This window comes from Pseudomonas sp. Z5-35, assembly GCF_051131945.1.
Classification (GTDB): domain Bacteria; phylum Pseudomonadota; class Gammaproteobacteria; order Pseudomonadales; family Pseudomonadaceae; genus Aquipseudomonas; species Aquipseudomonas marvdashtae.
On sequence record NZ_CP071640.1, the window covers coordinates 358,442 to 383,968 of the forward strand.

Genomic DNA, 25,527 nt, shown 5'->3' on the forward strand with positions numbered 1-25,527 from the left:
CTGCGTTGTTGGCTCACCGCTGCGGTTCAGGCAGGCGCAATGCCTCGACAGCCGTGGCCCAATCGACCAGGAACGTGCCGCCCGGCGTTTCCAACTTCAGCTGGTGCGCCTCCATGCGGGCGTCTGCAACCGTCGTCCAGGGACGCTCGCCCGATGAACCCAGGCTTTGGGTCAGTTTCGCCAAATCATCGGGATGACAGCGAAGGGTCGCGGCGACCGCATCATCCTGACACGAGGCAAGCTGACGCACGAGCGCATCGATGCGCGCCTGCTCCGGCACATCCTCCAACAACATCTCCAGGGCTTCGTTGACCAACAGTGCCGCGCTGCTTTCGATCCGCGCCCACATGGCCAGGCGCTGGGCTTCCCAGGCCGCGAGCACGGTTTCGGCTTTCTCCCAGAACTGTGCTTGAGCCTGGAGCACTGCGGCGTCCGCTTCTTCGGCGGCCTGCTCAAGCAGTTGCGCGGCTTGTGCCTGGGCCCGTTCGAGAGCGGTTTGCGCACGGCCGCAGTCGACCAGGGTTTCTTGAGCGATATAGGGCTGCAGAAGGCCTTGGCCATCGGGGCGCAGTTCAAGCGAACGCCGAGCGAACATCGTGCGTCTCCGTTTGGGTGGTCAGCGGTGCCGCCAGGCTTTGCTCGGCTTTCCAGCACGCGGATTGCCAGAGCGTGTCGAGTTTGGCGGCGGGTGGTTGTGGCGCGGGCAGCGATTCGAGGGCAAGGATTCTTTCGCGTGGAAAAACCAGGCGCGCCCGCTCCCAGGTTCGTTCGTCCAGCCAGGCGCGCAACAGCGCAAGCGGATCCTGGCCTTGCTCGAGCCAGTGGCCGGGACGCAACGCTTTAGCGGTGCGCTCGCACCACGCGCGGTCCTGCGCCGAAAGCGCACCCGTTGCCGTTACCGGTGAGCATGTGTTTGCCACCAGTTGGCAGGCAAGGGCCAAGGGCCGAGGCGTGCCGCAGAGCAGCGATTGCACCGCCGACCTGGGTTGTGGCGCAGTGCAAGGCGTTATGCCGAAGCCGCGCGCGAGCGCGGCATGCTGCCCGCGGGCCAGGGCGTCGATGTGTTGCGCGGTCAGCAGGCCGAGCGCCGGTGGATACCAGTCACGGTCGGCTTCTCTCCAGGCATGGCTCCACCAGCGAACCCAATCAAGCGCAACGGTCATGCGGCGGTCCCGCTGCGGTCAGGCTTGGAGCCGGGACTGTTGACTGCGAACAGTGACGGCGAGGTAGTGCCCTGGGGTGAAGCGGCGGCTGCAGTCTTGCGGTCGAGAAATCGCGGCAGCACCAACACGCCGTTGCGCCATAACCTGTACAGGCCATACAAGACGCCCATCAGCAGGGCGAGCAAGGTGATGCCGGCCGCCACGGTCACCCCCCGCCAGTAGCCGATCTCGTCGGCCTGCATGAGGAAGGGTCCGAAGTAGGCCATCTTGCGTCGTTCCTGATACGCGGCGGCGGGAACGAATACCACCGATAACTTGGCGGCGTTCTGCGCCGCGTCGGCCATGCCCGGAATCCCGCTGGCGACCAGGTTGCGTACCCGTGGCGTGATGCTGTCGGGATCAAGAGCGCTGGTGTGCTTGATGAATACCGAGGCCGAGGCGGGTTGGACCGGCTCACCGGGTGCGACCCGTTCCGGCAGGACCACATGAACCCTGGCGAGCACCACGCCATCGACTTGTGACAGCGTCGATTCGAGTTCCTGAGACAGCGCGTAGATGTAGCGGGCGCGCTCTTCCATGGGTGTGGAGATCACCCCTTCCTTGCGGAAAATCTCTCCCAGGCTGGAACGTGATCGCCGCGGCAGTCCGGCCGCTTCCAGCACTTGCACGGCGCTGTTCATGTCGGCCGGCTCGACCAGCACGGTCAGTCCGTCCTTGTCGACCTGCTTGCTGGCCTCAACGTTCTTGTCCGCCAGTTCCGCGATCACTTCATTGGCATCCTGTTCGGAAAGATGGCTGTGCAACGCCGTTCTCTCGTCGCATCCGGCGAGCAGCAGGCACAACACTAAAGGTGAGAATGCGCGCATGAACATGACCGGCTTCCCTTTACTGGAGATTGGTGAGTTTCTCGATGGCCTGGGAGCCCTTGCTGACGATCTTCGCGGTCATCAGGCTCTCCAGGTGGAAGGACGACAGCGACCGGTTCGACTGCAACATGTCTTGCGGATCGGCGGTGCGGATGGCCTTGAGCATGTCGCGGTTGGCGCGATCGTCCAGGCGCTGCAACTCGCCGGAGCGGCTGGACAGCGAATCAATGATCCTCGCCGCGACGTTGTTTTCGCTGTTGGGGACTGGGGGTTTTTCATGCATTTGCGCGTTGAACCAGCTGACATCGCTGGTCTCTGCGCCCGCTTGCGGCCGCGCGCTGGGCTTGGTGGCGGTGGAAGCAACGCTGGTGGTGTCGATGGCTTGGACGGTCATGGATTTTCTCCAATTCTCAGGGTGGACTTCAGGCGTACATCAGTTTCAAGACGTTGCGAGCGCTACCGGTGACGCTCAGGTGAAACTCGATTTCTTCCCGGCTGCGTCGACCACGACGCAGCATCGGGGCATGCTGGCCGGCCAGGCGAGCCAGGGCGAGGTCCAGTTCTTCCAGGGCGAGTTGGAACAGCCGCGTCTCGCGAGCGTCAAGCCATGCGCCACAGGCAATACGTTCGGTCCATGTCCATGTTTGTGCATCGAGGCTCGTCGGTGGGGGATATCGCGCCGGGTGTTGATCCATGAAGCCTGCGACCTCGAACAACAGGTCCAGGTCGTCTTGCTCATAACGCGCCTGGCCTTCGTCTTCGTCGATGTCCAGCAGTGTCAGTAGCTTCCTGCGCCCCAGGACCGCGATGATCTTGAGCAACAGCGGCAGGCTCGTGTCCTGACGACCCCGTTGCCTGGCCCGGTCGCTTTCAATTTCCCAGGCGCCAAACAGTGCGCCGCAAAACGGGTTGTTGGCGTTACCGAAGTCGCTCTGGCTATCGACGTCGTTATCACCGAGGGATTGTCGGCGATGGGCGAGCATCTGGGCCAGGTCGTTGAACAGGTCTTCGTTGGAATAGGCATCATCGATATCCACGTCGAGCGTGGAGCCGGTACCGCCGTTGATCTCTTCAAGAATGTCTTCGAGTACCAGGTGCAGAGGGGCTTCGGTCTCTGCCGTCAGTCTGTCCTGTGGGCTCGGCAAGCCCGGTCTGGAGTGTCCGCCCGCTGGCCCCTGTTCACTCGCCCATTGCACGAGCGACTCGCGCAGCCGGTTGCTCGCGCCATGCAGCGTCAGGTGCTCAGCGACCAGGTTCGCCAGGCCGACCGAGTTCGAGGCGGGGCGCAGCGTCGAGTCGTCGCTGGGCCGGTCCCTGGGAATATGAGGATTATCTGGCGAATGGATTTGCATAGGGCCTCCTCTCATCGCACCTCAGGTTCCCCGCCGGAGCGGGGCTGGAGCGAGAGGGTCAGAATCGTATGTTTTTCGACGCCTCCCCCATGGCGGTGATGGCCTTGGTCGCGCTGTCCATCGACTCCGCCGAGATTGCATTCATGGTGTCGGCGACCAGTTTTTTCTGGTCGAATTGGGATTTCATGGTCGTCATCGCCGCCGACGTGGCGTCCATCTGCTGCATGGCAGCCATGGAGGCGGCGAGAGAAGCTCCACCAAAACTCATAGTCGTATCTCCGGATTGTGGATTGGCGAGACGATCGTGAACGTCTCGCCGATTGAGTGGCGACCGCTGCGAAAACGGTTCCACCGATCCACTCAGCTTGTCGATATATGCAGGCACTTCATCCGGTAATACAGCGTGCGACGGGCGATACCCAGCTCGGCGATGACTTTATCGATGCAGTGATGGTGACGGCGCATGCAGTCCTCGATGAGGATCTTTTCGAACTGCTGCAGATGTTCTTTGAGCTTGAGCGTCGAGCTGCTGTGTTCCAGTTGCTCGGCACGGGGCAACGCCGGCAAGCCGAGCACGTAGCGCTTGGCGGCCGATTGCAGCTCGCGGATGTTTCCAGGCCAGGCGTAGCCGAGCAGCTGGCGCAAAAGCGCCGGCGACGGTGCGACATAGGGCCGGTCAAGTGCCAGGGCCTCACGGCGCACCAGGGACTGGAACAGCGGCACGATGCGTTCCTTGCGGCTGCGCAACGGCGGCAATTTGAGGCTGATAATGTTCAAGCGAAAATAGAGGTCCCGGCGAAACTCGCCACGCTCGACCATTTCCGCCAACGGGCTTTGGGCCGAGGCGATGACCCGCATGTCGACCCGAATGTTCTGGGTCGAACCCAGCCGCTGGACGGTGCGTGACTCCAGGACACGCAGCAGCTTGGCTTGCAGCCCCAACGGCATGCTGTCGATTTCATCCAGGTACAGCGTGCCGTTGTGCGCAGCCTCGACGAACCCAGCGCGGTTCTGGCTGGCGCCGGTAAACGCCCCGGTATTGGCGCCGAATAGCTGGCTCTCCGCCAGGGATTCGGGGATGGCGGCGCAATTGATGGCAACGAATTTTCCGGGACGGCCGGACATGCGGTGGATCTTTTCCGCCAGCGTATCCTTGCCGGTGCCGGTCTCGCCGCGCAACAGCACATCGACCCCGAGCGGGGCCACGCACTGGGCAAACGCCTCAAGGTTGAGAGCATCCTCTTTATTGGGGGTGGAAAGTGCAGCGCATAGCAACTTTTGCATCACTGACGATTCCATTTTTTGTTTGGTTTAGGAGGGTCGACAAGTAAAACGATGAAAAGGCGTGTACAACTTCCTCGCTATATATAGCGCCGCCGCGCAACCGCATTGGAAAAGAACATGTGCTGTACGAGGTTTAGAGAAGCGTTTAAAGAAAAGTTCACGTTGCGGCGGCGCTTATTAAACGATTCAGCTCCCGGGCCAGAACGCCTCGAAAACCTCTGCGCGACCCGGCTGGCTTGAGGGTTGACGGCGAAAACGGGACGCGTCGGTCAGCTTTTGAAAAATTGGATCCGACAAACGGTTCAGCGAGGGCCCCTGCTTTGAGCAAGAACTCTAGAAGAGAGCATCTACTCCAACTTCTTGCGCGGAGGAGGGGCAGGCTTTCAAAATACGTATCGTAGTTGGTTAGATCAATTAACTGTCGGCCATGAACAATAACAGCCCACCGCCAGCGTATGGGTCGCATTAACTTCCCGGTCAACACTTAGTGCTTCGAGAATCGGTTCGATAAAGCTGTTGCTCGAGTTGCAAGTCAGGCCTTCGCTGTAAGGACCGAAATACGCCAGCTTGCCGCTGCGGTCCCAGATCGCCACGGCGGGGCTGGCGGGGATCTGTGCCGAACCTGGCAACGCCGTCAGGGTTTTGAGATTGTTCAGGGTGGCGGGCAATTGGCCTTGGCTGCCGGGTTTTTGCACCGCATAGAACTCGACACCTTGCGGTGCATATTTATCGACCAGTTCGGAAAGGTGCTGCTGGTTGCCGACATTGCACGGACAAGCCGGATCCCAGAAGTGCACCAAGCGGATCGCGCCCGGGCCGGCCAGGTCGGCGGGCAGGCGCAGGAGGTCTCCGGAAAACACCGCCGTGTGTTGGCTGAATGTGCGTAGGAAACGACCCTGGAACCAGTCGTAGGCGAACCACAGCGTGACGGCGCACCCGAGTGCGAGGAGGCAGGCAAGCAAGGTCTTGCGGTGGGACGAACGCATGGAGTCGATCCTCTGAAGCGGCGTAGCTTGCCATGCCTGGCGCGACAGATGAATATCGCAGGCTCATAAAGCCTGTTTCGCGCGATGCGCCTTTGCCTGGAATATTAATGCCTGCCTCTTTCGACCCCGATGACCTGCGCGCCAGCCTGCAACCACTGGCGCAGTGGCAGCCGCTGTCTGCGCAAGCGCAGGCCTACCAGCAATTCTATGCACTCGATTTCCCGACACGCACGTTGCGCAAGGGCCTGGGCCGTTTCGAAATTGCAGGATATGAACTGGTCGGCCAAATCTGGAAGCCGGAAAGAGCCGTGGCGACAATGTTCATCTTCCATGGCTACTACGATCACATGGGGCTGTACCGGCACCTGATCGAATGGGCGCTGGAGCAACAATTCGCGGTTATTGCCTGCGACCTGCCGGGCCATGGCTTGTCCAGCGGTGAACGCGCCAGCATAGGTGACTTTGCCGATTACCAGGCGACGATGCAGGGCCTGCTGGCCGAAGCCGGGACGTTGGAGTTACCGCAGCCGTGGCACCTGTGCGGACAAAGCACCGGCGGCGCGATTGTAGTGGATCATGTGCTCAATCATGGCGCGGACAGCCCGGCCCAGGGCCAGGTCATTCTGCTGTCGCCGCTGGTTCGGCCTCGAGCCTGGGGATGGTCGCGCCTCAGTTATTTTCTACTTAAACCGTTCGTGAGCGGCATCGCCCGGCGCTTCAGCGAAAATTCCACCGACCCGGATTTCCTGCCGTTCCTGCAAGCGGACCCGCTGCAACCGCTGCGCCTGCCTACCGCGTGGGTCGGGGCGCTGGCGCAATGGATCAAGCGTATCGAGGTGGCGCCGAGCAGCCCGCGTCAGCCCTTGATCGTGCAAGGGCAGGCGGACATGACGGTGGATTGGCGACATAACCTGCAAGTGCTGCGCGGCAAATTCGACCGGCCGCAGGTCTTGATGTTGCCTGAAGGGCGGCATCACCTGGCAAATGAAACGCTGGCGATGCGCGAAGAGATGTTCGGGTTTTTGACCCAGCGGATGAGTGGGATCCGGCGAAGCTGAAGTTCTACTGCCCCAGGCTTTGCCCCACCGCCAAGCCCGCCCGAATCGCCTCCAGGGCGGCTTTGTAATAAGCCTGGCCCTCGGCCGATTCGGCGAAAGTGGCGAACTCTTCCAGCTCGGTATCCGTCAGGTCGCGGTAGACGTACAACAGCGTGTTGTTCAGGTCCGTACCGATCTGATCCATCAGGCGCTGACGCTGGCCGTTCAGCATGCCTTGGGCCTGGCCGCCGCCTAACAGACCGGGGATCATCGAACTCAGGCTGTCGGCCGCCACGCCGGCGATCGCCAGGCTGACCTCGGCGCCGGCTTCGCGGGCGGGCAGGGCCTGGGCCAGGTGACCGATGATCAACAGGCGGTTGTCGCTGGCTTGCATCTTCGGCAGGCCCTTGGCGTTCTTCGCCAATTGGTCGCGGCGGGTGGCCAGTAGCTCGGCTGCGATGATTTTACGGCCCAGCGGCGATTGAAAGAAGGTCAAGGCGGGTGTCGGGTCGGCGAGATTCTTGCGCAATTGCGCTTCGGCGCGCTGGTCCATGGCCTGGGGCGCAAAACGCTGGTTGCTGTTATTGACCAGCGCCTGGAATACCGCCGGCGGCAGGCTGCTCTGGTAGCGCTGCTGGGTGGCACTCAAGGCGTCATTGAAATGCGCCCGTTGTTCCGGCCAGCCGGCGACCTTGTACAACTGGTCGTAGCTGTCTGCCCAGGCGGGCAACACGCAGAACATCAACAGTGAGAAAAGCAAACGGCGCATAGGGACTCCTGTCAGCAGCCGACTATTCTCCGTGGGGGGCGGGAACTTGTCGAGAATTCGTATCAAGTTCGTACGGCGGTGCTACTTTGGCCGGCCGACCTGCTGCGCGGCGCTGTCGGTTTTTCAGGCGCCGGAATACTATGCGCACCATGCAAATACCTTCTGATCATCCGTTGCTGTTACGTATCGTCGACGACCTGGCCGAGCGCGGTTGGTCGCAGCAGAATATCTTCCTGCCCGATGCGCTGACGCGCGCCCTGGCGACCGAGTGCCGCCAGCGCGCCGCCGAGGGCGAACTGGCTCCAGCCGCCGTTGGGCGCGGGCCGTTTTCGCAGATCCGTGAAGGCATTCGGGGTGATCGCATCCAATGGATCGAGCCCGGCCAGGTGCAAGCCTGCGATCGTTACCTGGCGCTGATGGACAGCCTGCGCGAGGCCTTGAACCGTGGGCTGTTCCTGGGCCTGGAGGATTTTGAAAGCCACTTCGCCCTGTATCCGCCCGGCGCTTTCTATCTCAAGCATGTCGACCGCTTTCGTGATGACGATCGGCGCATGGTCTCGGCGGTGCTCTACCTGAACGACGCCTGGCTGCCGGAGCATGGCGGCCAGTTGCGCATGTACCTGGACGAAGGCGCGGCCCACGATGTGGTGCCCACGGGCGGATGCCTGGTGGTGTTTCTATCGGGGGAGATTCCCCATGAAGTGCTGCCGGCCACACGGGATCGGCTGTCCTTGACCGGTTGGTTCCGACGCCGCGGCAACGAGTTGTTCTGAACATGGAAAAGATTCTCGTCAGCCGCTGCCTGCTCGGCCACCGCGTGCGCTACGACGGTGGCGCCAGTGGTCCGTTCGACCGGCTCCAGCAATGGCTCGACGAAGGCCGGGTCGTGCCGCTGTGCCCGGAAGTCGCCGGCGGCTTGCCCACGCCTCGGGCGGCGGCGGAGATTCCTGGCGGACAGGGCGCGCAGGTGCTTGATGGCGATGCGGCGGTGATCACCACGGCGGGCGAGGACGTGCGCGAGCAGTTCCTGTCGGGCGCGTATCAGGCGTTGGACCTTGTGCGCGAACACGACATACAAATCGCGGTGCTTAAAGCCAACAGCCCATCCTGCGGAAATCTGCTGACCTATGACGGGACGTTCAGCGGTGTGAAGGTGCGTGGGGAAGGCGTGACGGCGGCGCTGCTCAAGCGCCATGGCATCCGGGTGTTCAGCGAGTTGGAGCTGGCTGAAGCGGCGTTGGCGCTCGATGCGTTGAGCAAAGCGTAAAGGCGCACACGACCGCTCTTCGTGGCGAGGGAGCTTGCTCCCGCTGGGCCACCCAGTGGCCCCCAGCATTTTAGCCTGACCCACCGCCGTGTCTGGTTTGGGGCTGCTGCGCAGCCCAGCGGGAGCAAGCTCCCTCGCCACGGGGGTTGTGTTGTCTATAACTGCTCGACTAGGAGCTCGATCTGCTCCTGCCGTTCAGCCTGGCTCAATTTTGGCTGGGGGTTGAGCGACGACCACTGCGGGTACGCCCGCGCCTTGCCCAGCGCTTCGGGCAGCTTGCCTTCGCGCCAGGTCTTGTCCTGGGGCGCGTCGATGCGGATGCTGTCCATCGCCGCGTGGCCGCGTTGATTGATCGCTTGCAGCAGTTGCCGCTGACGCAGGGCTAATAGTCGCAGTACGTTGTCATCCACCGTCAACTCCCGCTGGCCCTTGAGCTTGCCCATCAACCGGTTGCCATAGCTGCGGGCCGTTTGCAGCGCGCCGCCGGCAATGGCCCCGGCCAGGGCGGCGGCGCCAAGGGTCAGGCCGCCCACCAGCAAGTCCACGCCAGCGCCCGCCGCCGCGCCCGCCGCGATCCCGCCACCGACCCGTACGCCCAACTGCTTGAGTGTGTCGGGATTGAATAGATCATCACCCCAGCGGCCGTCCAGCAGCGGTAAATCGCTGGCGGCTGCATCTTGCGGGCGGAAGGCATAGAGCTTGAGCAAGGCCTCGACGCAGCGCTGCTCCCGCTGACGCACGGCGTTGCGCAACTGACCGATGGCCTCGCGCTCCAGGTCGGCTTCGCTGGCGACGCTGCGTCGGCAGGCGGCGCAGTCGATCAGCAGTTCGGCGATCAATCGCTTTGCGCTCTGCTGGCGAGCCAGGCGCTGGGCCTGTTGGTCGACGATCAGGCGCTCCAAGGGTTCGCGAGCGCTTTCCAGCAGCAGCGCGAGGCTTTCATAGAGCCGGCGTTCGCCGTCCTCGGGCGGGGCGACGCTGTCGAAGCGTACCAGCGCATGCAGGCCCAACCGTGCCAGGGCTTCGCGCCAGTCGGGTTCGCGATGGTGGGCGCTGTTGACGAAATTGAGCACTGGCAGCAACGGTTTCCCGCAACTGGCGAGCACTTCCAATTCATCTCGGTATTTGGCCAGCACCGGCTCCCGTGCATCGATTACGTAGAGCCCGGCATCGCTGGCGAGCAGTTGCCGCAGCACCTTGGCTTCCTGCTCGAAGCGCTGCCGCGCCTCGCTGCCCTCAAGGAAGCGCGCCAGGCGTGCCGGACCGTCCAGGCGTTCACCCGGCCGCTCCAGGCGTTCGAGATAATCGAGCAGGGCAATGGCGTCTTCCAGCCCGGGCGTGTCGTACAACTCCAACAGCGCTTGGCCGTCCACTGACAAGCGAGCCCCTTCGACGTGCCGGGTCGTGCTCGGCCGATGAGAGACCTCGCCGAAGCCGACGTCTCGCGTCAAGGTGCGCAACAGGGAAGTCTTGCCGACATTGGTGTGGCCGACCACGGCAAGTTTCAATGGCTTGATGGAGTCAGTCATGGCCGGTCTCCAACCAGTTCAACGGCGCACAGTCGGCGAACGGCAGTTGCAATTGTTGCAGCGCGTTGTGCCAGTCACCCAGGCGCTCGCCATCCAGCGCTTCGCCAGTCGGCGCCTGCAACAGCCAGACGCGGGTGGCGCTGGCGCTGCGCGCCAGTTCGGCGATCAACGCCAGGCTGCCACGGTCTGGCGAGCGCCGGGGATCGCAGGCAATCGCCAGGCGCGCGGGTGGAAAGCGTGACAGTTGTTCGAGGAGTTTGTGGCGAGACTCGCGGCTGTCGAGAATGCCGGCGTTCTTCACCGAGTCGGGCAGCTTCGGCGGCCAGGGGCGTTCGTCCAGCTCGATGGCCACCAGTAATGCGCCGTTACTCTCCATCGCATCGACTGTGCGCTCGACCTGATGCAACTGCGCGGGCGCGGCGTCATTGACCCCCAGGCGTTCGCTGCTGGGCATCAGGCGCTCGCGCAACTGAGCGTAGCCCGGCAGGTTCAGGTCCAGGCGCAGCCCGGCGCGACCACGGCGCCAGCGCCACAGGCACAGCAGGGCCAGGCACAGGCGCGGCAGCACACCGTAGACCAGCAGTGCGCCGACCAGCCACGCAGCCCAGGCCTGGCGAGCGCTCTCGATGTTCAACGCGGCGTCGCCACTGGCGCGGATCATCTCGACGGTCGGCACGCTGAACCCCAGGAGGGCAGGCAGCGCTCCGAGGGACTGGGTCAGGACGATGAAGGTTTCGCCACCGAGAAGGGTGGTTTCCCAGACGAAGCCATAACGCCGGGTCGCCATCAACATCAAGACGATTACCATTGCGCTGAGCATGGCCAGCAACCACAAACCGTTGACCAATACACCGAGGACCCAGCGATTGAGCTTGTGCCGTTGCAGCAACAGCAGGAGGGCCGGTGCCAGTTGGGCAGCCTTGGCGTCGCGGGCGAGTTTTTCGCTGAGCCACAGCCACAGGCGTCCCAGCGTGGCGCCTTGCTCGCCGGCGAAGATCAGGCCCAGCACCCAGCCGATGAGCAGCAGCAGGTTCAGCCCCAGCAGACTGCCGAGGGCCCAGAATACGTTGACCGGCGCGCGTCCATCGCCAAGGGCTGCGAACCCCAGGCCGACGCCGCTGAGCGTGGCGAGCACCGCCAGCACCACTAGCGCCAGGCGCGCGCCTTGCAGCCAGTGGCGCATGGCTTGGGTGAGGCCATCGCGTTCGGCCAGCGAGCGGGCGCGGTGGCGGATACGGGTGGACAGATCGCCTCCCGCCGCGCGGGCCAGGCGATTGGCTTCCTGGTCCTCAAGCGGGCCGGCGTGTTCTTCACGCAGGCGTACCGTCTCGGTCAACCAGAGGTTTTGCAGTTCAGTCACGAGGGCTTCCGTTGCTCGAATGAGGAATCAGCATAACCGCTGTGGCGCCTGTCCGGGCCTCTGGTATTCTCGCCATCATGAAAAAAACTCTTCCCTTAAGCCTGATCGCAGCCCTCGGTGAAAACCGGGTGATCGGCATCGACAACAGCATGCCCTGGCACTTGCCGGGGGATTTTAAATACTTCAAGGCCACCACCTTGGGCAAGCCGATCATCATGGGACGCAAGACCTGGGATTCCCTCGGCCGACCGTTGCCGGGGCGCTTGAACATCGTAGTCAGCCGCCAGCCGGACCTGATGCTCGAGGGGGCGGAAGTGTTTTCCACGCTGGAGGCAGCGGTGGCGCGGGCCGAAGCCTGGGCGCGGGAACAGGGCGCCGATGAGCTGATGCTGATTGGCGGTGCCCAACTCTACGGGCAGGCATTGGCACAGGCGGATCGGCTTTACCTGACTCGCGTGGCGCTGAGCCCGGAAGGGGACGCATGGTTTCCGGAGTTCGATCCGAGCCAGTGGAGACTGGTCTCGAACCAGCCGAACCCGGCTGAAGGGGACAAGCCGGCCTATAGCTTTGAAGTGTGGGAGAAGCGTTGAGTCAGGCGTAGACCTTAGATCGTTCCCACGCTCTGCGTGGGAACGATCAATCTCCGGTGCCGCCGCTCAAGCGTGCACCAGCTCTGCATGTTCGTCAGCTTCCAGCAGTGCCTTATCGGTCTGCTGCATCACCTGGCTGGTAATCGCCCCGGCGGTGATCGAACCGCTGACGTTCAACGCCGTGCGGCCCATATCGATCAGCGGCTCGACCGAAATCAGCAGCGCCACCAGCGCGACCGGCAGGCCCATGGCCGGCAGCACGATCAGCGCGGCGAACGTCGCGCCGCCACCGACGCCGGCCACCCCGGCCGAACTCAAGGTCACGATGGCCACCAGCGTCGCGATCCACACCGGGTCCAGTGGGTTGATACCTACAGTCGGCGCGACCATCACCGCCAGCATCGCCGGATAAAGCCCGGCGCAACCGTTCTGGCCGATGGTGGCGCCGAACGAGGCGCTGAAGCTGGCAATCGCCCGGGGGATGCCGAGGCGGCTGGTCTGGGCTTCGATGCTCAACGGGATGGTGGCGGCGCTGGAGCGGCTGGTGAAGGCGAAGGTCAGCACCGGCCAGATCTTGCGGAAGAAGCGCAACGGGTTGATCCCGGCAGCGGACACCAGCAAGCCATGGACCACGAACATCAACCCCAGTCCCAGATACGAGACCACAACGAAGCTGCCAAGCTTAATGATGTCCTGCAGGTTGGAACCGGCCACCACTTTAGTCATCAGTGCCAGCACGCCGTACGGGGTCAGCTTCATCACCAGACGCACCAGGCGCGTCACCCAGCTCTGCAAGGTGTCGATGGCGTTGATCACTTTCTGGCCTCTCTCGGCGTCATCCTTGAGCAGTTGCAACGCCGCGACACCGAGAAACGCTGCGAAAATCACCACGCTGATGATCGACGTCGGCTTGGCCCGCGCCAGGTCGGCAAAAGGGTTCTGGGGGATGAACGAAAGCAACAGTTGCGGGATATTCAGGTCGGCGACCTTGCCAGCGTAGTCGCTCTGGATCACTTGCAGGCGCGCCAATTCCTGGGTGCCGGCCACCAGGCCTTCGGCGGTGAGGCCGAACAGGTTGGTCAGGCCGATGCCGATCAGCGCGGCGATGGCGGTGGTGAACAGCAGCGTGCCAATGGTCAGGAAGCTGATCTTGCCCAGGGACGAGGCGTTATGCAGGCGGGCCACGGCGCTGAGGATCGAGGCGAAGACCAGCGGGATCACGATCATTTGCAGCAATTGCACGTACCCGTTGCCCACCAGGTCGAACCAGCCGATTGAAGCCTTGAGCACCGGGTTGCCGGCGCCATAGATCGTATGTAGAGCGATACCGAACACCACGCCCAATACCAGCGCCAGAAACACTTTCTTGGCCAGGCTCCAAGTGCGGTGACGGGTTTGTGCCAGGCCGAACAGTAAGGCGAGAAACACCAGCAGGTTGAGGATCAGCGGCAGATTCATCAAAACAGACTCCGATAAGACGTGCCAGTCGCCCGAAGCCGCGACTGTGAGCCGGGAAGCCTAACAGTCTGATATCTAATGAATTAATACTAAAAAGGCATGTTGATTGTCGTTTATGGAATAAGGACTTGGCGTTTGCGGGTATGCCACTGGCGTTATCAGGACGCAAGCGGTCGCGGCTGGGCGAGGACTGTCATACGCATTTGTTAGCGTCGAGCTCTTTGAACCCGGGAGAAATGCCGATGAAGCTCGCACCTCGTTTTCTCGCTGTCGCCTTGAGTCTTGGTCTCGCCGGCCAAGTGCTCGCCACCGAACTCAAGCACTGGCCGGCGGAGCAGGCCAAGGCCTTGGATGCGATGATCGCGGCCAACGCCAACAAGGGTAACTTCGCGGTGTTCGACATGGACAACACCAGTTACCGCTACGACCTTGAGGAATCGTTGCTGCCGTTCATGGAGAACAAGGGCCTCATCACCCGGGAGACCTTGGACCCATCCTTGAAGCTGATGCCGTTCAAGGACACGGCCGAACACAAGGAAAGCCTGTTCAGTTACTACTACCGCCTGTGCGAAGTGGACGACATGGTCTGCTATCCGTGGGTGGCCCAGGTGTTCTCGGGCTTCACGCTCAAGGAACTCAAGGGCTATGTCGATGAGCTGATGGCGTCCGGCAAGCCGGTGCCGACCACCTATTACGAGGGCGACAAGGTGGTCCAGTACAACGTCAACCCGCCGAAAATCTTCACCGGCCAGGCCGAGCTGTACAACAAGCTGATGGAAAACGGCATCGAGGTCTATGTCATGACCGCCGCTTCCGAGGAACTGGTGCGCATGGTCGCCTCGGATCCTAAATATGGCTACAACCTCAAGCCGCAGAACGTGATCGGCGTGACCACACTGCTCAAGGATCGCAAGACCGGCGAGCTGACCACCGCGCGCAAGCAGATCACCGCGGGCAAATATGATGAGAAGGCCAATCTTGGCCTGGAATACACGCCTTACCTGTGGACCCCGGCAACGTGGATGGCCGGCAAGCACGCGGCGATCCTGACCTACATCGATGAATGGAAAAAGCCCGTGCTGGTGGCTGGCGACACACCGAGCAGCGACGGCTACATGCTGTTCCATGATGTAGACGTGGCCAAGGGCGGCATCCACTTGTGGGTCAATCGCAAGGATAAATACATGACGCAGATAAACGGCATGATGGCCAAGCACGCGGCGGCCCAGGCCAAGGAAGGGTTGCCGGTGACGGCGGACAAGAACTGGGTGATCGTCAAGCCTGAAGATATCCAGTAGGAGCAGCTGCAAGCTGCAAGCTGCAAGCTACAAGCTACAAGCTACAAGCTACAAGCTACAAGCCGATGCGATGTGCTTGCAGCTCGTGGCTTGCAGCTTGCAACTGCTTCTATCCCAACATCGCCTTGTTACGCACCGCGCCTTTGTCGGCGCTGGTGGCGAGCAGGGCGTAGGCCTTGAGGGCGGTGGTGACTTTGCGCGGACGCACTTCCACCGGTTTCCAGCCTTTCTTGTCCTGTTCGGCCCGGCGTTCGGCCAGTTCTTCATCGCTGATCAACAGGTTGATCGAACGGTTCGGAATATCGATCAGCACCTTGTCGCCATCGCGCACCAGGCCAATGGCGCCGCCCGCAGCGGCTTCCGGCGAGGCGTGGCCGATGGACAGGCCCGAGGTGCCACCGGAAAAGCGGCCGTCGGTGAGCAATGCGCAGTCTTTGCCCAGGCCCTTGGATTTCAGGTAGGAGGTCGGGTAGAGCATTTCCTGCATGCCCGGGCCGCCCTTCGGGCCTTCGTAGCGAATGATCACGATATCGCCAGCCTTCACTTCATCGGCGAGGATGCCGCGCACGGCGCTGTCCTGGCTTTCAAAGATCTTGGCGTTGCCTTCGAACACATGGATCGATTCGTCGACGCCGGCGGTCTTCACCACGCAGCCATCCAGGGCGATGTTGCCATACAGCACGGCGAGGCCGCCTTCCTGGGAGTAGGCGTGTTCGACACTGCGGATGCAGCCGTTCTCACGGTCGTCGTCCAAGGTTTCCCAGCGAGTCGACTGACTGAACGCGGTTTGCGTCGGAATGCCCGCCGGGCCGGCCTTGAAGAAATGATGCACGGCTTCGTCGGTGGTCTGGGTGATGTCCCACTTGGCGATGGCGTCGGCCATGGTCTTGCTGTGTACCGTCGGCAGGTCTGTATGCAACAAGCCGCCACGGGCCAGCGACCCGAGGATGCTGAAGATCCCGCCGGCGCGGTGCACGTCTTCCATGTGGTACTTCTGGATGTTCGGCGCGACCTTGCACAATTGCGGCACGCTGCGAGACAAGCGATCGATGTCGCGCAGGTCGAAATCGATCTCGGCTTCCTGGGCGGCGGCCAGCAGGTGCAGGATAGTGTTGGTGGAACCGCCCATGGCGATGTCCAGGGTCATGGCGTTTTCAAACGCCTTGAAGTTGGCGACATTGCGCGGCAATACCGACTCGTCGTTCTCGCCGTAGTAGCGCTTGCACAGTTCGACGATGGTCCGGCCAGCCTGCAGGAACAACTGTTCGCGATCGCTGTGGGTGGCCAGCGTCGAGCCGTTGCCCGGCAACGCCAGGCCCAGGGCCTCGGTCAGGCAGTTCATCGAGTTGGCGGTGAACATGCCGGAGCAAGAGCCGCAGGTCGGGCAGGCGCTGCGTTCGTACTCGGCAACCTTCTCGTCAGAGGCGCTGGCGTCGGCGGCGATTACCATGGCGTCGACCAGGTCCAAGCCGTGGCTGGCGAGCTTGGTCTTGCCGGCTTCCATCGGACCACCGGAAACGAAGATGACCGGGATGTTCAGGCGCAGGGCGGCCATGAGCATGCCTGGGGTGATCTTGTCGCAGTTGGAGATGCAGACAATGGCGTCGGCGCAATGGGCGTTGACCATGTATTCGACCGAGTCGGCGATGATTTCGCGGCTGGGCAGCGAATACAGCATGCCGTCGTGGCCCATGGCGATGCCGTCGTCCACGGCGATGGTGTTGAATTCCTTGGCGACGCCGCCGGCGCGTTCGATTTCACGGGCGACCAGTTGTCCCAGATCCTTGAGATGCACGTGGCCCGGTACAAACTGGGTGAAGGAGTTGGCAATGGCAATGATCGGCTTCTTGAAGTCGTCATCCTTCATCCCCGTGGCGCGCCACAATGCGCGGGCGCCGGCCATGTTGCGGCCATGGGTGGATGTCTTGGAACGATAATCAGGCATGGAGCACTCCGGGCGGCTAATCAGGTACTTATCAGGTATCAATGGGGAAGTGAGCTTCTGTTGACGTCCGGAACACTCGGGATTGGCGGTGTGTCCGGAAGTGGCCGATGACTGTGCAGGATCGCTGCGCGCCTCAGCATGAGCTCATAAACCCGCCGGGGATGAATGGCGATGAATGCCACGATTCTACACCGCTGGCGCCAGGATGAAATGACGCAAAGCGCTGATCGGGCGCCAATGTCGTGCATGGGATGACGACTGGCAGGGTTCAACCCGCCAACAACCCTCTGCCATGCTGCCGGACCAGGGCATTGAGGGCCAGCCCCAGCAGGCTGAGCAGGACCAAGCCGAGGGCCAGGGTGAGCTGCAAGTCCAGTGGGGTGAGGCTGATCGAGGCGCTGGTCAGCCCGCCGACGATGAAGATCAGCACGCTACCGGCCGAAGCGGATGTGCCGGCCTGCCCGGGAAATCTATTCATGGCTTGGGTGTGGGCGGCGGCGCGGGCGATGGTCGTTCCGGTGGTGCACACGATCATGGGCAGCAACAGGGTGGTGACTGACAAGCCCAGGAGATTGGCGAGCCCCAGCATCAGCAGGCCTGCGCCGAGAATCAGGCCCAGGCCCGTGATGATTTGCGCCTGTGGATCGATTCGGTTGCTCAGCACGGTCGCGACGGCTCCGCCACCGATATAGGCCAGCCCGTAGCCTAGCAGCGCCAGGGAAAAAGCTTCGGCTGACAAGTGCAGTTGGTCGATCAGCACCAGCGGTGAAATGACGATAAACGAAAAATGGCAGGAAAACGCCAGTGCCGAGGTCAGCCAATAGGCCATGAAATTGAAGTCGCCGCAGACTTTTCGATAGGCGGCGATGAAATCCAGGCGCCTGGGTGGGCTGCCCGCCGCGCAGCGTTGAAGTAGACGACTGGTGCCGATGAATGCACCGATTGCCAGGGCGATGAAGGCCAGGAAACTGCCACGCCAGCCCATCCAGCTTTGCAGCCCGGTGCCGGCCAGTGGCGAAACGGAAATGAAAATCCCCCCGCAGGTGACCAGAAAGATTCGCAGTCGCTGCTGTTCCTGGCCGGTGAACAGGTCCTGGATCAGCGCTTGGGACAGCACGAAACAGCCACACCCCAAGGCCTGGACGATACGGGACAGCAAAAAAGACCAGTAGCCCTCGGCAAGCACGCAACCTGTTGCGCCAACGGCTGAAACGGTAATCCCGATCAGCAGCAGGTTTTTTCGCCCCATGACGTCGGAAAGCGGACCGACCAGCAGTTGCGAAAGGGCGATACCCACCGCGAACAGGCTGACGGACAGGGCAATGTCCGACGATGGACGTTCAAAATGCCCGGACAGGGCGGGGAACGAGGGCAGCACGACATCGATTGGAAAGACACCAAGCAGTGTCAGCGTCAGCAACAAGCCGACGGTGGCTGGTTTGCGGGCCGCCAGGCGGTTTTGCGGATCAGTCATGAGGCGTTCCAAGGCTTACCTGAGGGTCGCTTTCAATCCTAATGCGTCATGGCCGCCAGTCACGGGGAGATTGAGTAGGACGGTTCTGGTAATTGCGTGGGTGGGCTCCTACAGACTTATTCAGGCGCGCAAAAAAAATCGCAGCCAAGGCTGCGATCTGGTTGCCAGTCGGGGGGCACAGCGCTACGGCACTGGCCCCTCCCGGCCTCAGCTGTTGGGCAACAACCGGCAGGTGATGCTTTTGATGTAGCGGGTTTCGGCGATGGCCGGGTGTACCGGGTGGTCGGGCCCCTGGCCGCCGCGTTCGAGCAGTTGGATGTTGCGGTCCAGGTGACGGGCGCTGGTCAGCAGGATGTTCTGCAGATCGTCTTCGGGCAGGTGCATGGAGCACGACGCGCTGACCAGGATGCCGTCCTTGCTGAGCAAGCGCATGGCTTGCTCGTTGAGGCGGCGGTAGGCGCCTTCGCCGTTCTTCAAGTCTTTCTTGCGCTTGATGAAGGCCGGAGGGTCGGCGACGATCACGTCGAAGCGCTCTTCGCTGGCCTTGAGCTCTTTCAAGGCTTCGAACACGTCGCCTTCGATGCAGGTCAGCTTCTCGGCGAAGCCGTTCAATGCGGCGTTGCGCTCTACACCGTCGAGGGCGAAGGCCGAGGCATCGACGCAGAACACTTCACTGGCGCCGAACGCGGCGGCTTGCACGCCCCAGCCGCCGATGTAGCTGAACAGATCCAATACGCGCTTGCCCTTGGCATAGGGTGCCAGGCGTGCGCGGTTCATGCGGTGATCGTAGAACCAGCCGGTTTTCTGGCCTTCCATGACCGGTGCTTCGAACTTCACCCCGTTCTCTTCCAGCGCCACCCACTCCGGCACGAGGCCGAAGACGGTCTCGACATAGCGGTTCAGGCCTTCGGCGTCACGGGCGGCGGAGTCGTTCTTGAACAGGATGCCGCTGGGTTTCAGTACCTGGGTGAGGGCGGCGATCACGTCGTCCTTATGGGCCTCCATGGTCGCGGAGGCGATCTGCACGACCAGGATGTCGCCGAAACGGTCGACCACCAGGCCCGGCAGCAGGTCGGAATCACCATAGACGAGGCGATAGAATGGCTTGTCGAACAGCCGCTCGCGCAGGGACAACGCGACGTTGAGACGATGCACCAGCAGCGACTTGTCCAGTGGCAGCTTCACGTCGCGTGACAGCAGGCGCGCGCAGATCAGGTTGTTGGGGCTCATCGCAACGATGCCCAGCGGCTTGCCGCCTGCGGCCTCGAGGATTGCCTGGTCGCCGGCCTTGAAGCCGTGCAGCGGGGTGGCGGCCACGTCGATTTCGTTACTGTAGACCCACAGGTGGCCGGCGCGCAGGCGACGGTCGGCGTTGGCTTTGAGGCGCAGGCTAGGCAGGGACATGACGTCGCTCCGGAAAAAAGAGCGGGAGTATACCGTGTTGCAGGGATTGGCGGGCTTGGAGGACGATCGGTGGCCTGGCGGTGTATCGGATCCATCTTTAAGGGTTAGAATCCCTGCCTGGCCCAGAGTGTGTACCCATGTCCAAAGAGCTTACCGCCGAACAGATCCAACAGTCCCTTCAAGGCATCAGTGTGCCGCCCCAGCCGCAAATCATGGTGGATTTGCAGATGGAGCAGTACATGCCCGATCCGGACCTGGAGACCATCGCCAAGCTGATTTCCCAGGACCCGGGACTCTCGGGTGCCTTGCTCAAGATCGTCAATTCGCCCTATTACGGCTTGAGCAACAAGATCACCTCGATCCAGCGCGCCGTGAACCTGCTGGGCAGCCGCTCGATCATCAACCTGATCAACGCGCAATCGATCAAGGGCGCGTTGCACGATGATGCGATCGTGGTCCTGAATCGCTTTTGGGACACCGCCCAGGACGTGGCTATGACCTGCCTGACCCTCGCCAAGCGCGTCGGTCTGCACAACGGTGACGAAGCCTACGCGCTGGGGTTGTTCCATGATTGCGGCGTGCCACTGATGCTCAAGCAGTTCCCCACGTACATGAGCGTGCTGGAGGAGGCCTATGCCAACGCCAGCGCCGAATGCCGCGTGGTGGATACCGAAAACCGCGTGTTCAACACCAACCATGCAGTGGTCGGCTATTACACCTCCAAGTCCTGGCGCCTGCCGGATCACGTCAGCCAGGCCATCGCCAACCATCACAATGCGCTGGCGATTTTCAGCGACGACTCTTCGCGCAATAACAGCCCGCTGAAGAACCTCTTGGCGATCCTGAAGATGTCCGAAAACATCTGCGCGTCCCATCGGGTATTGGGCAATCAGGCCGAAGACCGCGAGTGGCTGTGCGTCGGTCCGCTGGTGCTCGATTACATAGGGTTGTCGGAGTACGACTTCCAGACCCAGAAACAGGAAATTCGCGACCTGGCCACTCGTTGAGTGCCAATCGTCGCCTGATTCGAGACCCCCATGCCAGAACTGCCGGAAGTCGAAACCACTCGTCGCGGAATTGCGCCGCACCTTGAAGGGCAGCGGGTCAGCCGCGTGCTGGTGCGCGACGGCCGCTTGCGCTGGCCTATTCCGGAAGATCTCGACGTGCGGCTTTCGGGGCAGCGCATCGTTCAGGTGGAGCGGCGCGCGAAGTACCTGTTGATCAATGCCGAGGTCGGCACGCTGATCAGTCATCTGGGCATGTCCGGCAACCTTCGGCTGGTTGAAATCGGCATGCCCGCCGCCAAGCATGAGCATGTCGACATAGAGTTGGAGTCCGGCCTGGCCTTGCGCTACACCGACCCTCGGCGCTTTGGAGCGATGCTCTGGAGCCTCGATCCGCTCAACCACCAATTGCTGATTCGCCTGGGGCCGGAGCCGCTGACCGATCTTTTTGACGGCGAACGATTGTTCCAACTCTCCCGTGGGCGTTCGATGGCGGTTAAGCCGTTCATCATGGACAACGCGGTGGTGGTTGGCGTCGGCAACATCTATGCGACAGAAGCGCTGTTTGCCGCCGGGATCGATCCACGTCGCGAGGCGGGCGGCATCTCCCGGGCGCGTTACCTGAAGCTGGCGATCGAGATCAAACGCATCCTCGCCCATGCCATCGAACGTGGCGGGACCACGTTGCGGGACTTCATTGGCGGCGATGGCCAGCCCGGTTATTTCCAGCAGGAATTGTTCGTCTACGGGCGGGGCGGGCAGCCTTGCAAGATCTGTGGCACGGGCCTGCGGGAAATCCGCCTGGGCCAGCGTGCGAGCGTCTGGTGTCCACGCTGCCAGAGCTGAGTCGTCCTACGGTCTATAGTCAGTAGTCATACTGCCTAGCCGAAGGATTTCCCCCAATGAATCTGCTTCGACCTTTCGTTCTGGCACTCTCGCTGAGTGTCGGTTTGCCTGTCCTGGCAAACACCGAGAGCGGTGACCCGCGCTATACCATCCAGAATCCGCCCGCTTTCGCCATGATCGGCGACTTGCTGATTGCCCGTCCTTTGCTACTCGCGGCCACTGTGATCGGTGCCGGGGCGTTCGTCGTATCGTTGCCGTTCACCGCGTTGGGTGGCGGTGTTGGCGACGCGGGGAAGGCGTTGGTGGTTGACCCGGCGAAAGCCACCTTCGTGCGCTGCCTGGGGTGTATTGGAGAAGGGTTTGAGCGGCAGGAGTGAGGCCTGTAGGCTCGTCCGAAAACTCAAGCCTTGCCCGTGATCTTGCGGTATTTCGCCATCAACTGTTCTTCAGTCTCCGGATGAGCCTCGTCCAGCGGGATGCAATCCACCGGACAGACCTGCTGGCACTGGGGCTCGTCGTAATGGCCGACGCACTGGGTGCACAGGTTCGGGTCGATGACGTAGATTTCTTCGCCCTGGGAAATGGCTTCGTTCGGGCACTCGGGTTCGCAGACGTCGCAATTGATGCAGTCGTCGGTGATGATCAGGGACATGCAGACTCCGGCCGGGGCGTTGGGCCCGGGCAGTTGAAAACGAATAGGCGCAATTGTGCCGCAATCAAGAGCGCAGTGCACGCTGGCGCGATGGACTGCGCCTGCTCGGCGGTCTGGCCGCGAAGTGAGTCGCGACCAGAGAGGGCTATTTCTTGAAGCGCAGGGTCAGCGCATCGGCCACGGCTGGGTGCACGAACTTGGTGATGTCGCCGCCCAAGGCCGCGATTTCACGCACCAGGGTCGAAGAAATGAAGGAGTAACGCTCCGACGGCGTCAGGAACAGGCTCTCGACGTCCGGCGCCAACTGTCGGTTCATGTTGGCCAGTTGGAATTCATATTCGAAGTCCGATACCGCGCGCAGGCCCCGCAGGAACACGTTCGCGTTCTTTTCCTTGGCGAAATGCGCCAGCAGCGTCGAAAAGCCAACCACTTCCACGTTGGGCAGATGCTTGGTGACCTCACGAGCCAGCTCCACACGTTGTTCCAGCGGGAACAGCGGGTTTTTCTTCGGGCTGGCGGCGACGGCAATGATCACGTGGTCGAACAGGCGCGAGGCGCGTTCGACCAGATCGCCATGGCCCTTGGTAATAGGGTCGAAGGTACCTGGGTACAACACTCGGTTCATCGCGTCGTCCTGGCGGGAGTCCGTTGGGGAGTCGGATGGTATCGCAGCCTTCTCGGTCGGCCAAGTCGGCTGTTGGGTAAGAACGCACTATAGACGTTGCGAATATCCGATATTTTCATGTTTTTTCCAGACGTTCGGCCAGGGCAATCGCCAGTTGCGCGGTCAATCCATAGACCGACAACTGCGGATTGGCGCCGATGCTGGTGGTCCAGCCACGGGCGAGGCCTTCGCGGCACGGGTCGAGTACGGGCATGCTCGGGCTCTCTTATTGTCATGGGTTGCGATGGGGCATTTTCAGGAGGGGCGTGGCTGGCTTGGGTTCATTATTGTTATTACCCGGGAGACCATCGTTAGCGGATAAACAGCTTCTGGATCAGCTTCTGCAGCGGCTTGCCATAGGGCGGATAAATCAGCTTCGCGGCGTTGAATCGTTGTTTGGTCAACACGCTCTTGGCCTTGCTGAAGGTCAGGAAACCTTCGTGGCCGTGATAGTGCCCCATCCCCGAGGCGCCAATGCCGCCGAACGGCATGTCGTCCTGGGCCACGTGCAGCAGGGTGTCGTTCAGGCATACGCCGCCGGAATGGGTTTGTTCGAGCACGCGATTCTGTTCGGCCTTGTTGTAGCCAAAGTAGTAGAGCGCCAGCGGACGTGGCCGCTGGTTAATGTAGGCAAGCGCCTGGTCGAGGTGCTGGTAAGGCACGATGGGTAGCAGCGGCCCGAAGATTTCGTCCTGCATGACGGTCATGTCATCGGTGACGTTGAGCAAAAGGCTGTGGGCCATGCGTCGGCCCTGGCCCTGGTCGAACAACTCGATCAACAGCGCGCCCTTGCTGGTGGCATCGCTGATATAGCCGTTGAGTCGCGCCAGTTGTCGTTCATTGATAATCGCGGTGTAGTCCGGGTTGTCGCTCAGCGTCGGATAGAACCCGCGAACGGCCTCGCGATATGCCTCGACGAACGCCCCGACCCGATGCTGGGGCACCAACACGTAATCCGGCGCCACACAGGTTTGCCCGGCATTGAGGGTCTTGCCGAAGGCGATGCGCTCGGCGGCGTCCTTGAGGGGTACGTCGTCGGAAACGATGGCGGGAGATTTGCCGCCGAGCTCAAGGGTGACGGGGGTCAGGTTTTCAGCGGCGGCACGCATCACGTGCTTGCCGATGCTGGTGGCGCCGGTGAACAGCAGGTGGTCGAACGGCAACCTGGAGAACGCGACGCCGACATCCGCCTCGCCAAGCACGACGCACACCAGGTCCTGAGGAAAGATCCGCGCCAGCAATTGCTGGAGCAACAAACCAGTGGCGGGGGTCGATTCGCTGAGTTTGAGCATCACCCGGTTACCCGCCGACAACGCCCCCACCAAGGGGCCGATGGCCAGGAAAAGCGGATAGTTCCACGGCACGATGACCCCGACCACGCCCAGCGGCTGATAGACCACTTTGGCCGATGCCGGCTGGAAGGCGAGGCCGACCTTGCGCCGGGAAGGCTTCATCCAGCCCTTGAGGTGTCGGCTGGCGTAATGAATGCCGTGCAGGCTCGGCATCAGCTCGGCCAGCAATGTTTCGTCTGCGCTGCGGTGGCTGAAATCCTCGCTGACGGCATCGATCAGCGCCTGTCGTTCGTTGCTCAACAGTTCACGCAATGCCTTGAGCCATTGCCGGCGTTGTTCGGCCGGCGGCATCGGGTGAGCGGCGTAGGCTTGGCGCTGGGCGGCAAAGAGTGCTTGGAGTTGGTCCAGGTGCTGTTGAGACTCGTGCAAATAAGCAACGTCGGCAGGCATGGCGGCACCGGATAATTGTTATCGTCGGTGCTTTCTAGAGCTTATGCTCTAAAAAGTCAAATGAGCGGCGGTAAATGGCTTGGGTTTTATCCTGTGACCGATAGGTCGTAAGATGCCCTTCAATTACTTTTTCATTAAAGCCCAAGCCATGGCCCCACGAATAAAAACCAGCGAGCGCATCGTGCAGAACAGCCTGGAGTTGTTCAACCGGCAGGGAGAGCGCAGCATCAGCACCAATCACATCGCCGCCCACATGGACATGTCCCCAGGGAATCTCTATTACCACTTCCCCAACAAGCAGGCGATTATCGCCGTGCTGTTCAGTGAATACGAAAACCTGGTGGACAGCTTCCTGCGCCCGCCCCAGGGGCGGCCAGCCACGGTGGACGACAAGCGTTTCTATCTGCAGGAACTGCTATCGGCAATGTGGCGCTACCGTTTCCTGCATCGAGACCTGGAACATCTGCTCGACAGTGACCCGGAACTTGCGGCTCGCTACCGACGGTTTTCCCAGCGCTGCCTGATCCATGGCACCGCTATCTACGAGGGCTTTGTCGCCGCCGGCATCCTGGAGATGGACCGTGTGCAGATCGAGTCGCTGACGCTCAACGCCTGGATCATCCTGACCTCCTGGGTACGGTTTCTCTGCACTACCCGGGAAAACTCCAGCCATCTGAGCGAACAGGCCATCAAGCGTGGTGTGTACCAGGTGCTCGTGCTGGAGGCGGGTTTTGTGACCGATCAAGCCCGCGAAGCGGTGAATGCATTGTTCAAAGAATATTATGTCCCCCTGGCCCAGACCCTGGAGGAAGGGCAGTAGGATCGGGACCCCCTGAA

At 61.9% G+C, this 25,527-nt stretch carries 27 protein-coding genes and 1 pseudogene; 9 read left to right on the forward strand and 19 right to left on the reverse strand.

Annotation, left to right across the window (positions count from 1 at the left end):
• Nucleotides 1–13: 13 nt before the first annotated feature.
• The 8 genes from sctL to J3P95_RS01755 form a co-directional block, all read right to left on the reverse strand.
• Nucleotides 14–595 carry a type III secretion system stator protein SctL gene (gene sctL / locus J3P95_RS01720; protein ID WP_434560202.1) on the reverse strand — a complete coding sequence of 194 codons (582 nt, stop codon included), beginning with the start codon at nt 593–595 and terminating at the stop codon, nt 14–16.
• A complete protein-coding gene (locus tag J3P95_RS01725) occupies nt 573–1,163 on the reverse strand; it encodes a hypothetical protein (RefSeq protein WP_434560204.1) in 591 nt (196 codons plus the stop codon). Before J3P95_RS01725 ends, sctL begins: the two co-directional genes overlap by 23 nt.
• Nucleotides 1,160–2,035, reverse strand: a complete 876-nt coding sequence (gene sctJ / locus J3P95_RS01730; protein ID WP_434560206.1) for a type III secretion system inner membrane ring lipoprotein SctJ — start codon at nt 2,033–2,035, stop codon at nt 1,160–1,162. The genes J3P95_RS01725 and sctJ overlap by 4 nt, the downstream gene beginning before the upstream one ends.
• A gap of 13 nt (nt 2,036–2,048) precedes the next feature.
• Nucleotides 2,049–2,423 (reverse strand): type III secretion system inner rod subunit SctI, encoded by a 375-nt coding sequence (sctI, locus tag J3P95_RS01735; protein ID WP_434560208.1) that lies wholly within the window; start codon nt 2,421–2,423, stop codon nt 2,049–2,051.
• A gap of 28 nt (nt 2,424–2,451) precedes the next feature.
• Nucleotides 2,452–3,381 (reverse strand): type III secretion protein, encoded by a 930-nt coding sequence (locus J3P95_RS01740; protein WP_434560210.1) that lies wholly within the window; start codon nt 3,379–3,381, stop codon nt 2,452–2,454.
• Nucleotides 3,382–3,439: 58 nt separating this feature from the next.
• Complete coding sequence (locus J3P95_RS01745) at nt 3,440–3,766, reverse strand: hypothetical protein (protein ID WP_434626284.1); 327 nt, start codon at nt 3,764–3,766, stop codon at nt 3,440–3,442.
• Nucleotides 3,742–4,665, reverse strand: coding sequence for a sigma 54-interacting transcriptional regulator (locus tag J3P95_RS01750; protein ID WP_434560212.1), 924 nt, complete (start codon nt 4,663–4,665; stop codon nt 3,742–3,744). Before J3P95_RS01750 ends, J3P95_RS01745 begins: the two co-directional genes overlap by 25 nt.
• Nucleotides 4,666–5,075: 410 nt before the next feature.
• On the reverse strand, nt 5,076–5,651 hold the full coding sequence (locus tag J3P95_RS01755) for a DUF6436 domain-containing protein (RefSeq protein WP_434578977.1): 576 nt from the start codon (nt 5,649–5,651) through the stop codon (nt 5,076–5,078).
• A 107-nt stretch (nt 5,652–5,758) separates the two neighbouring features.
• On the opposite strand from J3P95_RS01755, the gene J3P95_RS01760 reads away from it, so the two are divergent.
• The gene (locus tag J3P95_RS01760; protein WP_434578975.1) at nt 5,759–6,709 is read left to right on the forward strand and encodes an alpha/beta hydrolase; all 951 of its coding nucleotides are present in this window, start codon (nt 5,759–5,761) and stop codon (nt 6,707–6,709) included.
• 4 nt (nt 6,710–6,713) lie between these two features.
• On the opposite strand, the gene J3P95_RS01765 is transcribed toward J3P95_RS01760, so the two are convergent.
• Entirely contained in the window at nt 6,714–7,457 is a 744-nt protein-coding gene (locus J3P95_RS01765) for a DUF2059 domain-containing protein (protein ID WP_434560218.1), read from the reverse strand.
• Nucleotides 7,458–7,597: 140 nt separating this feature from the next.
• Here J3P95_RS01765 and J3P95_RS01770 point away from each other — a divergent pair, with 140 nt between their 5' ends.
• Nucleotides 7,598–8,230 (forward strand): 2OG-Fe(II) oxygenase, encoded by a 633-nt coding sequence (locus J3P95_RS01770; RefSeq protein ID WP_434560220.1) that lies wholly within the window; start codon nt 7,598–7,600, stop codon nt 8,228–8,230.
• 2 nt (nt 8,231–8,232) lie between these two features.
• Nucleotides 8,233–8,724, forward strand: coding sequence for a DUF523 domain-containing protein (locus J3P95_RS01775; protein ID WP_434578973.1), 492 nt, complete (start codon nt 8,233–8,235; stop codon nt 8,722–8,724).
• A gap of 155 nt (nt 8,725–8,879) precedes the next feature.
• Here the strand turns inward: J3P95_RS01775 and J3P95_RS01780 are convergent, their stop codons facing one another.
• Complete coding sequence (locus J3P95_RS01780; protein WP_434578971.1) at nt 8,880–10,253, reverse strand: GTPase/DUF3482 domain-containing protein; 1,374 nt, start codon at nt 10,251–10,253, stop codon at nt 8,880–8,882.
• Nucleotides 10,246–11,613 carry a DUF2868 domain-containing protein gene (locus J3P95_RS01785; protein ID WP_434578969.1) on the reverse strand — a complete coding sequence of 456 codons (1,368 nt, stop codon included), beginning with the start codon at nt 11,611–11,613 and terminating at the stop codon, nt 10,246–10,248. Before J3P95_RS01785 ends, J3P95_RS01780 begins: the two co-directional genes overlap by 8 nt.
• A gap of 77 nt (nt 11,614–11,690) precedes the next feature.
• Here J3P95_RS01785 and J3P95_RS01790 point away from each other — a divergent pair, with 77 nt between their 5' ends.
• Entirely contained in the window at nt 11,691–12,203 is a 513-nt protein-coding gene (locus J3P95_RS01790; protein ID WP_434578967.1) for a dihydrofolate reductase, read from the forward strand.
• A 66-nt stretch (nt 12,204–12,269) separates the two neighbouring features.
• Here J3P95_RS01790 and J3P95_RS01795 read toward each other — a convergent pair whose 3' ends face one another.
• Complete coding sequence (locus tag J3P95_RS01795; RefSeq protein WP_434578965.1) at nt 12,270–13,661, reverse strand: L-cystine transporter; 1,392 nt, start codon at nt 13,659–13,661, stop codon at nt 12,270–12,272.
• Between the two features lie 242 nt (nt 13,662–13,903).
• Here J3P95_RS01795 and J3P95_RS01800 point away from each other — a divergent pair, with 242 nt between their 5' ends.
• Nucleotides 13,904–14,959, forward strand: coding sequence for a haloacid dehalogenase-like hydrolase (locus J3P95_RS01800; protein ID WP_434560232.1), 1,056 nt, complete (start codon nt 13,904–13,906; stop codon nt 14,957–14,959).
• Between the two features lie 109 nt (nt 14,960–15,068).
• Here the strand turns inward: J3P95_RS01800 and ilvD are convergent, their stop codons facing one another.
• From ilvD to J3P95_RS01815, 3 genes are all read right to left on the reverse strand, one after another.
• Nucleotides 15,069–16,904: a dihydroxy-acid dehydratase gene (gene ilvD, locus J3P95_RS01805; RefSeq protein WP_434560234.1), complete on the reverse strand. Its 1,836-nt coding sequence runs from the start codon at nt 16,902–16,904 to the stop codon at nt 15,069–15,071.
• A 268-nt stretch (nt 16,905–17,172) separates the two neighbouring features.
• Nucleotides 17,173–18,378 (reverse strand): MFS transporter, encoded by a 1,206-nt coding sequence (locus tag J3P95_RS01810; RefSeq protein WP_434578963.1) that lies wholly within the window; start codon nt 18,376–18,378, stop codon nt 17,173–17,175.
• A 207-nt stretch (nt 18,379–18,585) separates the two neighbouring features.
• Nucleotides 18,586–19,782: a class I SAM-dependent rRNA methyltransferase gene (locus tag J3P95_RS01815; RefSeq protein ID WP_003206543.1), complete on the reverse strand. Its 1,197-nt coding sequence runs from the start codon at nt 19,780–19,782 to the stop codon at nt 18,586–18,588.
• A 191-nt stretch (nt 19,783–19,973) separates the two neighbouring features.
• Here J3P95_RS01815 and J3P95_RS01820 point away from each other — a divergent pair, with 191 nt between their 5' ends.
• The 3 genes from J3P95_RS01820 to J3P95_RS01830 are packed head-to-tail and all read left to right on the forward strand — an operon-like array spanning nt 19,974 to nt 22,009.
• Nucleotides 19,974–20,789: an HDOD domain-containing protein gene (locus tag J3P95_RS01820; protein ID WP_434626623.1), complete on the forward strand. Its 816-nt coding sequence runs from the start codon at nt 19,974–19,976 to the stop codon at nt 20,787–20,789.
• Between the two features lie 30 nt (nt 20,790–20,819).
• Entirely contained in the window at nt 20,820–21,632 is an 813-nt protein-coding gene (gene mutM, locus J3P95_RS01825; protein ID WP_434560238.1) for a bifunctional DNA-formamidopyrimidine glycosylase/DNA-(apurinic or apyrimidinic site) lyase, read from the forward strand.
• Between the two features lie 56 nt (nt 21,633–21,688).
• Nucleotides 21,689–22,009, forward strand: a complete 321-nt coding sequence (locus J3P95_RS01830; RefSeq protein WP_434560240.1) for a multidrug transporter — start codon at nt 21,689–21,691, stop codon at nt 22,007–22,009.
• Between the two features lie 23 nt (nt 22,010–22,032).
• Here the strand turns inward: J3P95_RS01830 and J3P95_RS01835 are convergent, their stop codons facing one another.
• The 4 genes and pseudogenes from J3P95_RS01835 to J3P95_RS01850 all read right to left on the reverse strand — a co-directional run bounded on the left by J3P95_RS01835 (nt 22,033) and on the right by J3P95_RS01850 (nt 24,690).
• A complete protein-coding gene (locus tag J3P95_RS01835) occupies nt 22,033–22,284 on the reverse strand; it encodes a YfhL family 4Fe-4S dicluster ferredoxin (protein ID WP_003206534.1) in 252 nt (83 codons plus the stop codon).
• A gap of 145 nt (nt 22,285–22,429) precedes the next feature.
• Nucleotides 22,430–22,909 carry a pantetheine-phosphate adenylyltransferase gene (gene coaD, locus J3P95_RS01840; RefSeq protein ID WP_007897855.1) on the reverse strand — a complete coding sequence of 160 codons (480 nt, stop codon included), beginning with the start codon at nt 22,907–22,909 and terminating at the stop codon, nt 22,430–22,432.
• Nucleotides 22,910–23,024: 115 nt separating this feature from the next.
• Nucleotides 23,025–23,114: pseudogene (locus tag J3P95_RS01845) on the reverse strand (hypothetical protein); the annotation flags it as partial.
• A 145-nt stretch (nt 23,115–23,259) separates the two neighbouring features.
• A complete protein-coding gene (locus J3P95_RS01850) occupies nt 23,260–24,690 on the reverse strand; it encodes a coniferyl aldehyde dehydrogenase (protein WP_434578961.1) in 1,431 nt (476 codons plus the stop codon).
• A 148-nt stretch (nt 24,691–24,838) separates the two neighbouring features.
• Between J3P95_RS01850 and J3P95_RS01855 the strand changes: the two genes are divergently transcribed.
• The gene (locus J3P95_RS01855; RefSeq protein ID WP_186634454.1) at nt 24,839–25,510 is read left to right on the forward strand and encodes a TetR/AcrR family transcriptional regulator; all 672 of its coding nucleotides are present in this window, start codon (nt 24,839–24,841) and stop codon (nt 25,508–25,510) included.
• Nucleotides 25,511–25,527: the final 17 nt, after the last annotated feature.